General features: G+C 51.1%; 9 protein-coding genes. 1 reads left to right on the top strand and 8 read right to left on the bottom strand.

What is annotated here, in order from left to right; genetic code table 11:
• The 8 genes from ACFOLF_RS21210 to ACFOLF_RS21175 all read right to left on the bottom strand — a co-directional run bounded on the left by ACFOLF_RS21210 (nt 1) and on the right by ACFOLF_RS21175 (nt 11,031).
• On the bottom strand, nt 1–882 hold the full coding sequence (locus ACFOLF_RS21210; protein ID WP_210046267.1) for a sugar phosphate isomerase/epimerase family protein: 882 nt from the start codon (nt 880–882) through the stop codon (nt 1–3).
• A 38-nt stretch (nt 883–920) separates the two neighbouring features.
• The gene (locus ACFOLF_RS21205; protein WP_210046268.1) at nt 921–1,811 is read right to left on the bottom strand and encodes a carbohydrate ABC transporter permease; all 891 of its coding nucleotides are present in this window, start codon (nt 1,809–1,811) and stop codon (nt 921–923) included.
• Between the two features lie 18 nt (nt 1,812–1,829).
• Entirely contained in the window at nt 1,830–2,720 is an 891-nt protein-coding gene (locus tag ACFOLF_RS21200) for an ABC transporter permease (RefSeq protein WP_210046269.1), read from the bottom strand.
• A gap of 77 nt (nt 2,721–2,797) precedes the next feature.
• The gene (locus ACFOLF_RS21195) at nt 2,798–4,507 is read right to left on the bottom strand and encodes an extracellular solute-binding protein (protein WP_379114499.1); all 1,710 of its coding nucleotides are present in this window, start codon (nt 4,505–4,507) and stop codon (nt 2,798–2,800) included.
• 244 nt (nt 4,508–4,751) lie between these two features.
• Nucleotides 4,752–6,164 (bottom strand): response regulator transcription factor, encoded by a 1,413-nt coding sequence (locus ACFOLF_RS21190; RefSeq protein WP_210046270.1) that lies wholly within the window; start codon nt 6,162–6,164, stop codon nt 4,752–4,754.
• Nucleotides 6,161–7,861 (bottom strand): sensor histidine kinase, encoded by a 1,701-nt coding sequence (locus ACFOLF_RS21185; RefSeq protein WP_210046276.1) that lies wholly within the window; start codon nt 7,859–7,861, stop codon nt 6,161–6,163. Before ACFOLF_RS21185 ends, ACFOLF_RS21190 begins: the two co-directional genes overlap by 4 nt.
• Nucleotides 7,862–8,601: 740 nt before the next feature.
• Nucleotides 8,602–9,873: an IS110 family transposase gene (locus tag ACFOLF_RS21180; protein ID WP_379219508.1), complete on the bottom strand. Its 1,272-nt coding sequence runs from the start codon at nt 9,871–9,873 to the stop codon at nt 8,602–8,604.
• Between the two features lie 144 nt (nt 9,874–10,017).
• Entirely contained in the window at nt 10,018–11,031 is a 1,014-nt protein-coding gene (locus ACFOLF_RS21175) for an aldo/keto reductase (protein WP_210046741.1), read from the bottom strand.
• Between the two features lie 196 nt (nt 11,032–11,227).
• On the opposite strand from ACFOLF_RS21175, the gene ACFOLF_RS21170 reads away from it, so the two are divergent.
• Nucleotides 11,228–12,142: an AraC family transcriptional regulator gene (locus ACFOLF_RS21170; RefSeq protein ID WP_210046742.1), complete on the top strand. Its 915-nt coding sequence runs from the start codon at nt 11,228–11,230 to the stop codon at nt 12,140–12,142.
• The last annotated feature ends 114 nt before the right edge of the window (nt 12,143–12,256 follow it).

Below are 12,256 nucleotides of genomic sequence, written 5' to 3'. Positions count from 1 at the left end.
CTATGACGGATTTGGAATAAAGTCGCCGCCACGGCAGTTTTTCAGATAGTTAAGCGCGTGTACCTGTCCCGTCATCTCCCAATCATCGCGGTACACCGGATCATGCCAGCCTTCGATATCAATGCTGCCCTCGTATCCGTGCTGCCGGAGAATCGAAATGACATCCGTCCAATTGGTGTCGCCGAAGCCTGGCGTACGGTGCCATACGAACGGTTTCGGTCCATGAATGCCGTATTCGCGTACGACATCCCAAGCGATTGTGGCATCCTTGCCGTGCACATTGAAGATTTTCCCTACCCATTTCCGCAGCTGCGGGATCGGATCGATCAGGCTGACCATTTGATGGGTCGGTTCCCATTGAAGTCCGATATTTTCCGCAGGAAGGGCGTTGAACATTCTTTCCCATGCCGTCGGATTATGCGCGATATTCCAGTCTCCGCTTTCCCATGTGCCGCCCATATCGCAGTTTTCAAAAGCCAGCTTGACTCCCTTGTCCGCCGCGCGTTTCGCCAATTCCCCGAACACTTCCGTGTAACGCGGAAGAGAGTCGTCGATCGTACCCGGCATACGCCCGGTGAAGCCCGCTACCAGATCCGTTCCGAATTCATGCGCATGGTCGATCAGCCGTTCCCAGCTGGCCAGCGTATCGGCGTTGTCTCCTTCGCCTGTGAGCGGATTGCCGAAGATGCCGAGGCTGGAGATGGGAACGCCCTTCTCCGCCAGAATTTCCTTAACCCGCTTGGCGGTCTCGGACAAGTCCAGACCATTGGTCGACTGCCAGAAGGTAAGACTGAATGATTCAAAGCCATGAGGAAGAATTTGCGGCAGGACGCGAACTGCGTCCCCGCCGCCAACAAGGGTGCCGATCCGAATTTGTTTCATATGAATAAGACTCCTTTAAGTAATTTGATAGCGCCGGCTTATTCCTTGACTGAGCCCAGCGTGATGCCGTGAATGAAGAAGCGCTGCAGGAACGGGTAAACGACCAGAACCGGGATCATCGCGATGAAAATTTTTGCCGCGTTCAAGGTCTTGTTGGACAGCTGGCTCAACCGCTGCAGCTGATCCGTGGACATGGTCGACGGATCCAGCATGACAACGACCTGCTGGATATACGTCTGCAGCGGATAATACTGCTCGCGCGTCATGAAGACCAGTCCGTATAAAAACTCATTCCAGTGATACACGATGCTGAACAGCGATACGGTAGCCAGTACAGGCGCGGACAGCGGAACATATACTTTGAGCAGGATATACCAGGGGCCCGCTCCGTCCACAAGAGCCGCCTCGTCCAGTTCCTTGGGCAGATTGCGGAAGAAGTTCATGGCCAGAATCACGTTGAACACCAGGGTTTGCGCCCCTCCGACGAGAACCAGCGACCAGATGCTGTTGAACAGACCGAGCTGCTTGATCGTCAGGTACAGCGGAATCAAGCCGCCGTTGAACAGCATGGTGAAGATCATGGCCCACATGAGAAAGTTCCGCAGCCTGAAATCCTTGATTGTCTTCGACAGCGGATAAGCCATCAACGGCACGACCAGTAAATTCAGGCCCGCCCCCAGCACGACACGCTTGATCGACGTCCAGAAGGAAACGAAGAACTGGTTGTCCTGCAGCAGCTGCTTGTAGGAGTTCAAATTAAAGCCGACCGGCCATAATGAGACTTGCCCTCCCGCCGCAGCGGATTTGGTACTGAACGATATCGCCAGCGTATACCATAGCGGGAGTATGCAGGTGAGAGCGACTACGACAAGAATAATCACAATCAGCACATCGAATATTTTTGAACCGGCTGTCGTATCTTTGACCATTTCCGCCAGCCTCCTCTCTTAGAAAATCCGGTAATTGGCCCACTTGTAGGCCGCTACATACGAGATGGCAATAAGAATGAACCCGATCAGGGATTTGAGCAGCCCTACGGCGGTCGCAAGCTCATACTGCAAATTCAGCAGCCCTGTGCGGTAAACCCAGGTATCGATGATGTCCCCCGACGAATACACAAGAGGATTATATAAGTTGAAAATTTGGTCAAACCCCGCATTCAGAACATTCCCGAGGCCCAGTACAGCAAGCAGGGCAGCGGTTGTGCGTATGCCCGGCAGCGTCACATGCCACAAACGGCGCATCCGCGACGCTCCGTCGATCCCCGCTGCTTCATACAAAGAGGGATTGATGCCGGTCAGGGCTGCCAAATAAATAATCATATTGAAGCCGAATTCCTTCCAGACATCTGTGCCTACCGCGAGAAAAGGGAACAGCGGCGCACTGGCGAAGAAATTGGTTGCTTTCAGACCGAAGACAGACAATATGCCATTGATGGGACCGTCAAAGGAGAACAAATCCAATACAATGCCTCCAAGAATAACCCATGACAGAAAGTGAGGCAGATAAACAATGGTCTGCACCCATTTTTTAAGCACGGTAATACGCAGCTCATTAAGCAGCAAAGCAAAAACAAGCGGGACAATCAGATTGGCTATTATCTTCATAAAAGCAATGAAGATCGTGTTGAAAAAGATGCTTCTGGTGTCGCTGAGCGTAAACATGTAACGGAAATTTTCCAGACCGACCCATTCCGAGCCGAGCATTCCCTTGACGGGATTGTAATGCTCAAAAGCGATGATAATCCCGAACATGGGAAAAATACTGAATACTCCAAGCCATATAAATCCCGGCAGAAGCATAGCGTAATAATGCTTGGCAAACCCTTTGGTATTCACTGGTTATCCCTCCCCAAGTATTCATATGGCCGGGAATATAGGGGGGCTTGTGACTCAAGCCCCCCTGGTCATCCTCTTTATTCCTTGACTGCTTCGGCAACCTCGGCGGTAATTTGATCTCCGCCTTGTTTTTTCCAATCGGTTACGAATTTATCGAAGGTGTCGAGCGGAGCTCCGCCGACGACGATTTTCAGGAAGGTTTCATCTTCCATTTTCTTCAGGTTGACCCATTTGGTCTCCATCGAGTTCGTCTGCGAGTAGAGCAGACTGCTTACCCGGTTCATCTGCACGTCCACGTTAGGCGCAACGCCGACCATGATCGAATACAGACGGGTCCAGGCGCCCATATCGGCCGTTGGATTCCAGTATTGGATATCCATCTTGTCGTAAGGCTCGATTTTTACTTTTTTGATATTCGTCAAATCTCCCTGCAGCAGCTTGTACTCCGGTTTGTCCGCAAAGTCCTCCGGCGTTTTCGCTCCGGAAAGCACATCGCGTACCGCTTGAACGGTAAATTCCGATTCGTCGGAAGGTCCAAGAGCAAGACGGACAGGGTAGAAGCCGATTGAACCTTTGGTCAAATCAAATTTGCTTTCGTCGCGAAGCAGCAGATTTTGCAGCTTGATGACGGCTTCGGGATTTTTATAATCTTTGGACACGACTACGAATTGACCGGCCGGCGCGCTCAGATGCGGGCTGAATTGTCCTTGCGCATCAAGCGGCAGCGCGTAAGCTTGCCAGTTCGCTTTCGGATTTTGTTTAACGGCATCCGTGAGCGGACCGTAACCCATCCACCAAGGAGCGAAGAACATACCCGTTTGACCGCTGACGATCGACTCGCCGGAATCGGTGCGGATCGCCATTTGCGGATCGATCAATCCTTTGGAATACAGATCTCTAAGCTTGCCGAGCGCTTCTTTCGTTTGCGGCAGCGTCGAGCCATAGGCCGGATTGCCGTCCGCATCTTTTACCCAGTAACCGGGGTATGCGCCATAGGCCGAGAAAATCGGATCGAAGCCGTAGAGATTGTTCGCGGAATCCAGGAAGTTCGCATACATTTTACCGCTGCTGGATGGTCCGGCGATGCCGATCGTATCTTTTTTGCCATTGCCGTCAGGATCCTGGTTGGTGAAAGCGTCTGCCACTTTCTCCAGATCCGCCATCGTTTTGGGAGGCTCAAGGCCGAGCTTGTCGAGCCAATCCTTACGGATCCACATCTCGTGGATACCGGCATCCTCCGCCTGTGGCAGCGCCATGATTTTGCCGTCAAATGTAACGGTATCCATCGCGCGCTTGTTCGATTCTTCCAGAACGCGCTTCAGTGCCGGCGATGCATTCGAATTAAAAGCCTCCGTCAAGTCAGCCAGCTGACCGTTATCGTACATAAGGCGCATTTGCTGGGCATTGACCACCATGGCGTCCGGCAGGTCGTTGCTTGAGATGGAAAGGCTGACTTTCTGATCATAGTTGGTTGGCGATGCCGTAAAGGCATTGGACACGTCGATATTCAAGTTGTCTTTGATGTATCGGGTGAACTGGTTATTATCCGGCGTGTCGCCGGCCGGCAGCGATTTGTCCGCCGGATCTACCTTTTGTCCGACAGCCAGGGTAACCGGCTCTGTGTATTTTCCGAATGGATCCGCCGGTGCAGCCGGTGCATTCCCCGTCTGATTTCCACCGTTGTTCGAAGATGTGTTCGAATTCGACTGACTGCAGGCGCTGATCACCAGTACAAATGCCAAAAGCAGCGTCAGCGTAGCTATGCCTTTTCTTTTGTTTCTCAACATGCTCCCCTTCTTTCCGAGTAGTCGTCAACTTGCATGATAAATGTATCACATCCAAAGCCCCAGTTTAGACAGGGAGCGGTTGTGTGATAAGGGGGAGAAATGAACGGTTTCCCTCCCTGCCGGATGCCATTTTTCACCCTTTTCGGACAAACCTCTACCCTGCTTGTCGGACAAATGTCCCCCCAGGTAGAGGTTTGAAGGATGGATATGCGGTATAGGAGTGAAATCGACACCTTTTTCAGCCCTATTCCTTGCGGTGCGTTTTGCGGAAGGCGCTTGGCAGCTCGCCGGTCTGCTCGCGGAACACCGTGCTGAAATATTTCCCGTCCAGATAGCCCGTTTTTTCCGCCACCCACAGAATCGGCATGTTCGTATGCACCAAATACTCTTTGGCCTTGTCCACTCTGGCTTGGCGCACGTACTCATTGAACGTCTTCCCGATAATATCCCTGAAGCATTGGCTGAAATAGCTGCGGCTCATATTGACCCGCTTGGCGATATCGGCGGCATACAGCTGCCCGCTCAGCTGCTCCTGAATCAATTGCACGGCTCTCATAACCGCATCCTGGACCTCCTGGGAATAATGAGGTGCGCCCAATGTCCTACTTATCGTTTTCCGAATTTGCCTGAACCATTCATTGGCTTCATGCCAGGAATAAAATCCCTCCGGAAGCACCAGTCCGGACGGGAGGATCGAGCTGTACAATTCATTCCATTCATCCGTCAGCTTGCGCAGAAAAAGCATGAGCCTGGATGGAGGCAGCTTCATCGATTTGAGCCTGTCCAGAAGCACGGCAAACCGCTCATCATTGTGTATCCAGCCAAGCGCCGACCACTGCTCGGCTGCTTCTGCGATTTCGCGATCATAACCGTCCGGCAGCCTCTCCTTCTCCTGCAGCTCACGAAGGGACCGCCGGATCAGCTTGTCCTCCGGATGATAATCGTAAAATAAGAGATGCTTCCTGTATGCGAGCAGCGCCCGCTGCACCTCCGTCTTCTCGATGCCCCGCAATCCTTCCAGACATAGAAGCACCCAGTTCTCCCGGTTCTGAACAGCCTCCGTCAATACGGCGAACATCGCGTCATTCTCCCGTTTATCGGCCGGATACCGGATCCACTGCTGCTCGTCCGGGCTGCTGCCTGAGAGCTCCGGATAAAGCGAATGGATCCAAGCCAGGTCTGCCTGCGCCTCCGGGGAAAGCAGCGCATAACCCAAATCCACCCCGATGGTTTCATCGGAAGCCGGCCCCGCGGCGGACTGTTTGCCTTTCTGCTGTTCCTCTTTGATCCGCGCATGAATACGCGCCAGTATCTCGGAGAACCGGTCCTGCGCCAGCTCCACTTTGGCAATATAGTCGATTGCACCAAGCCGCAGCGCCTCCTGGATATATTCAAAATCCTGATGCAGCGTCAGGACAATAATATACAGATTCGGATAGCGCTTGCGGACAATCCGCATCAGCTCAATTCCCGACATAACGGGCATGGCGAGGTCCGTGAGCATCAAATCCACCTCGTTCTGCTCCAGAAATTCGATGGCCTTCTCGCCGTTTTTGGCTTCACCCACTACCTGCATTCCAAACTCCGCCCACGGCAATGACGTTATAATGCCCTGTCTTACCAATTTTTCGTCGTCTACGACTAATATCCGGATCACAGCGTATCCTCCTTCAATATCGGCAAACTCAAGTAAATGCTCGTCCCTTGTCCAGGCGCGCTCTCGATATGTATCCGCGCTTTGCCGTTGTAATAAACCTCAAGCATCCGCTTCACGTAATTCATGCCGATGCCCATGCCTACCTTCTCCCGTTCCATCTGTTCACTGTGGAGCAGCTTGTTGATGGCCTCCTGGGTCATCCCTGACCCGTTGTCCTGGATGGAAATCTCAATCATTTCCTGCGCCTTTACGCGGACCTGGATAACCCCGTTGTCGCTGAAGCCATGGTAGAGGGAATTTTCCACAAGCGGCTGCAGAATGAAGCGCGGTATCGGCATGTCGAGCAGGCTTTGATCCACCTCGATATCAACCTGGAATTCAAAATCATAGCGGATTTTCTGCAGGATCAAATATTGCTTAAGCGCATCGACTTCATCGCGTATCGTGGAGGACTGCCCCAGCTTGCCGAGATTATAATGCAGCAGCTTATTCAGGGAAGAAATAATCCGGTCGATTTCGTTCTGCCCGTTCATAACGGCAAGCCAGTGCACCGTATCGAGGGTGTTCATCAGAAAATGCGGATTAATCTGATAGAGCAGCTTTTCCACCTCCAGATCGGCTCTCCTTTTCTCCTTCTGCTGAACCTCCACGAACAAATCCCAGATCTGCGTCTTCATATCGCGGAACTGATCCAACAGCTGGTCAAATTCCGGAATTCTCGTCCGAACAAGGAGAGACGGCGTCTTGTTGCTCGTCATCAGCTTGATTTCCTTGTTGAAATTCGATAACGGACGATAGACCATTTTCCACAGCAGCCACGCCATGAGCACACTGACCCCCAGGAAGAAAAGGGAAGAAACGATGGTTTGCAGAAACCATTTGTTCATTTCTTTGTTGTAGTCCGCATTGGAAATAACCGACACGATGCTCCAGCCCTGGTTGCTGGTTTCATCAAACCAATAATACTCGTTATGCAGACCATGCGATTTGACAGCTGTATCACTGGTGAATACAGAGTTTATCGGAAATTCCTCAGGAATCTCGCTATATGTAATTTTATGGTTATTATCTAAAAAGAGATAAAAAGCATGCTGGGCATTTTCCCCGTTATCCAGAATGCTTTCCGTCAATTTAAAATTGCTCTCGATATAAACATAAACGTCATTCCGGCTTGGCAGATCCACCTTCCGCATAGCAGACAGCACATATTTATTATTAAAGCGGTCGTAGCTGACATGCGGGCCGTAATAGGTGATGCCGTAATATTCGGCCAAGAGCGGCAGACGCTTCGGATCAAAATCCGGCTTGACGCCAGAAGTTTCAAACTGATGGAGCCCGTCCTTTTGAAAGTAATACATCGTGAGACCGACATTCGTATTCGTGAAGGTAATCAGATTAAGCTCGCTGTTGATTTGAGTAGTCATTTGCGACCGCTCATACGCGTTGCCCGAGGTTAACAAAATTTCCAGCTCCCTGCCGATCGTTCCCTTGAACGCGAGCTGCTCGGATACGGAATTCAAGTTCCCGATCGCATTCTCCAGAGAGTATTCGACCTGCCTGAGATTGCTTTGAATGCCATCCTGGATTTTATTGGTAAGAATGGAGTATATCGTGTGGTAGGAGATAAAAAACACAAAAATGAAGGGGAGCAGGGAGCTGATCAGGAAGAGAATGATTATTCTTTTTTTTAGCGTCATGGATCCGCTGGTGATACGTTTCATCGTTCGTTTCATGGCTTGTGCCCTCGCTTTGGCTCTGTCGCTTTTTCTTAATCATGTCACGATTCGACAAACCGCGCAACACAGGATGGATGATCCTTACAGTTGTGCCGGCCCCCATGGATAGAAATAATCGTTGATGATGCTGGTATAAAAAAAGAGATTCTCCCGGGTCTGCCGCTAAAGAAGTGCCCCTGCATTAGATGGTTCCCAATTTATGCAGAATGCATTTTCGAATCTGTTCTAAAAGTATCTGGTTGGGTAGATCGGGATCGTCGTTTGTTTGTTGATTTTAACCTCAAAAAAACCGCCCATGATAGGGCGGCTAATTGAACTCCCTCGGTACGATTAAGTTTTCTCACGAATGCTCGCTTATTCGCAGGATTTCACCCTTGATAGATATGTATGAAGGACGCTCGGGTGACCACTTCATAGACCTGGACAACATGGAGGCGTGAGGAAATAGAGGGGGAGACTATTCCCCCCATGTTCTTCCATATCCTGCACGTATTCTCCACGCCGTCCCTGGAGGTTCTCACTCCCATGCCTCAACGGGTCGATGCCCTTTCATTCCTTCGTTACGCCTATCCAAGGGGTGGAGGCCGGTCTTGCTATCGTTACGGGTCGGTGCCCTTTGGTTCAATGTATCCGGTACGCCGTGCTTTCTTTGAAATCCCGCGAATAAGCCAAAATTCGTGCAACGAAACGGTAGGTATCGATTAAGCTGCTAGCTGGATTGGCATGGTTTTAGGAGGGTTGTAGGCTTCGCCGCTGCGAGCCATTCCAACTAATATTCTCGCTAACTTGCCACACAACTTCATAATGGACCTCATTTTCTTCATCTTCTTCACCTGCACATTGTAGGCATGCATCGCTTTAAACTCCGGATTGTTCGCAACTAAACTCATCGTCATCATGAAGATGAAACGTCGGAGTCGGGATCGTCCTCGTTTACTAATCTTCATTTGTCCGGTCCATTTGCCTGAACTTGCTTCTGCGAGGTTGAGACCGGCATGTCGCAGTAAGGCATTCCCGTGAACAAAGCCACTTAAATCCCCCGCCTCGCCTAGAATACCAGCCAGTGAAATGGCGCTGATCCCTTTGACAGCAAGCATAAATTTCGCAAATGGAATCCGTTCTAAAACGGCAACAATCTCCGTCTCTACCGTTTCTAGCTGCAGGCAAGCAAGATCGTACTCATCGAGAAGCTGCTTCAAGTGAAGCTTGTAGGCATGCAAGGCCTGCTTAGAACCCACAGAACGGCTAGCAAGAGCGATAAGGGTTCGGGCTTTTCGCTCACCAGCATGCCGTTTCATGAGTGATTTCCAACCTTGTATGACATCTTGGGGCTGTAAGGTACACATGTCATCGGGCGTTGGAAAAAGACGAAGTGTGGCCAATGAACCGGTGCACATGATGTTCGTGAAGACTTGCCGCAGCTCAGGGAAAACCACGTCGACCCAGCGATGAATTTGGTTCTTCGCACTAACGAGTCTCTTCACGACAAAGTCGCGATTGGAGAGAAAGACACGTCGTTCTTCAAAGGCTGCTGGTGTTGTACGAATGAAGGAGTAGTATCCGTTTTTGACCATGTCGGCGATGACCAGAGCATCCTTTTTATCGCTCTTTGAGGGCGTGTTGTCGCGGTTTTCTTTGTTCTTCTTTACAAGATGCGGATTGACGAGAACGACCTCAAACTGACGTTCGGCAAGCCACTTGGATACGTTAAGCCAGTAGTGTCCGGTAGGCTCCATGCCAACAATGGCCGCCGTTAAAGCATGGGCAGATTGTAGCGTCTGGATCCACCGAAGAAGATTGTGAAAACCTTCCTCATCATTCGAGAAGGATAGGGGATTACCAAGCACAATACCTCGAAAGTTCACAGCTCGTGCGACATGCGTTTGCTGGGCGATGTCAATCCCAACGACTAGATGTTGGGCCGTCATTTTTTCAAGGAGTTGATTTTGTTTGTCCTGCGATTTAAACTTCATAGTAGAGCGTCCTCCTGGATGATGGGATTTAAAGGGCTATGACCCGTTGCGTACTCCCATCGTACCGAGGCGCTCGTTTTTTTGCAAAGCAGTAATTTAATGCTCTACAGGAATGCTATCGTTGTAATGACCTCAAGAATTCGTTTATCTGCGGCGCAGACGCTTGTCTTCTATGGCCGGATTCATCAAGAAGGTATTGTCTGCTACGTTGAGATCGGTGCCGGGTGGAACGATTTCGTCAATCCGATCAAGGATATCCTCGTTCAGTACCGCGTCCGCGCCCGCCAAAAGATCCTCGAGCTGCTCTAGCGTCCGTGGGCCAATAAGAACGGACGTTATAGCCGGATGTGACAGGACAAACGCGATTGCCAGGTGTGCTAACGGCATTTCCGTCTCTGCGGCAAGTTGAGTGAGCTGCCGGACAGCGGCCAATTTCACTTGATTTCCCGGTATCGAGAGGTCGAAGGCACGCGTTTGCAGCGATGCGCGGTTGCCCGTAGTTGGGTCCACCCGTCCTGACAACCAGCCGCTTCCCAGCGGCCCGTAGGACAGGACACCCATTCCATAGCACTGCGTCGAGGGGAGCACAGCCGATTCATTCGTTCTATTGAGGATTGAGTACCTCGGCTGCTCCGTGAGGAAGCGGTGATGTCCGTGCTTATCTGCGGCCCATTGTGCCTCGACGATCTGTTCTGCCGGAAAAGTGGAAGAACCAATAGCGCGCACCTTGCCTGAACGAATTAGATCGGAGAGAGCTGAGAGAGTCTCACCGATGTCCGTATTCGGATCTGGACGATGCATCTGGTAGAGGTCGATGTAGTCAGTGCCGAGCCGCCGCAAACTATCCTCGACCGCGCGGATGATCCAACGCCGCGCGCCCCCGCTCTGGTTGGCATCCTGCCCCATCGGTAAGCCGAACTTCGTTGCCAGCACCACCTTATCGCGCTTTCCCTTAAGCGCCTTGCCGACAATCTCCTCGGACTCGCCCTTGGAGTATACGTCAGCTGTGTCAATAAAGTTGATACCGGCATCCATGGCCGTGTGGATCATGCGCACCGATTCGTCATGGTCGCTGTTACCCATTGCTCCGAGCATCATCGTTCCAAGAGCGTACTCGCTAACCGACATGCTGGTTGCCCCGAGAATTCTGTATTTCATATGTTTGGCCTCCTTTATTTGCGAACCTGGAATCTCTGTGTTGAAGATTCCTCCTTCCTTACAACTTGATTATGAGTCAGTTGAGGTGCGGGAAGATAGCCAAATGATCGCAAATCATTGCCTGATCCTCTCAATCAGCTTTGTTCCGCCTCCCAAAGGGGGTATAATGCCGATAAAGAAATAAGGAGGGAAAGTCATGCCGAGTCCATCTGCTCACCAAGATCCCCTGGTTCCATATCAGACAGAGTTGGCCCAGCTTATCGAAAATAATACAGGTAGGGACGGGGTTCACCCGACAGTCATTCCTTCGCTTTCCGTGATACGCAACTCGGTTACGACATTCCCTTCGTTCTCCGTCCATGAGCCGACCATCTGCTTCGTCGCCCAAGGCACCAAAGTTGTCATACTGGGGGGAGAGAGCTATACGTATGGTCCCTCCAGCTATTTGGTTGTATCCTTGGTTTTACCTGTTTCCGCACAAGTCATTCAGGCAACGCCGGAAGCTCCCTATTTATGCGTCCAGCTCAAATTTGACCCGAAAGATGTCCTTGACTTGATGAACGATTCGGATCAGCAGGTTCCTGCCAAGGGAGATTCACAGCGAGCTTTGTTTGTAGACAAAATGAGCGCTTCCCTCTTGGATGCCGCTATCCGGCTTGTCCGTCTGTTAGACAATCCGGAGGATGTACCGGTACTCTCGCCGCTTATTATACGAGAAATTTTATATCGGGTCTTAAGCGGAGGGCAGGGAAATGCGCTGAAACAGATCGCCATGAGCGGCAGCAGCTCAAACCGGATTGCAAGCGTCGTGCAGCGGATTAAGCAGAATTACACCGCTCCTTTGCGTATCGAAGAGCTCGCCTCAATCGCCAACATGGCGCCTTCCTCTCTGCATCGGCATTTCAAAGAGGTCACCGCCATGAGCCCGCTGCAATATCAGAAGCAATTGCAGCTGCAGGAAGCACGCCGCCTTTTATTGTCCGAATCTGCGGACGCCGCGGACGTCGCCTTTCAAGTCGGCTACGAAAGCCCCTCCCAATTCAGCCGCGAGTATGCCCGCCTGTTCGGCCTCCCCCCGATCAGCGATATTAAGCGGCTGCGAAAGGAGTAGGATTTTATTACAGCAAAAGATAGAAGATCTTGTTCTCCGACTAGGAATCATATTCAAGTTTTAATAATAAAACGTTTTCCCATGGGAATGAATTCCACATGACCGTTATTAAAT

The sequence above is a fragment of the Paenibacillus sepulcri genome (assembly GCF_042647105.1).
Classification (GTDB): domain Bacteria; phylum Bacillota; class Bacilli; order Paenibacillales; family Paenibacillaceae; genus Paenibacillus_Z; species Paenibacillus_Z sepulcri.
The sequence above is the reverse complement of the archived record's forward strand: the minus strand, read 5'-3'. Positions and strand labels throughout refer to the sequence as shown.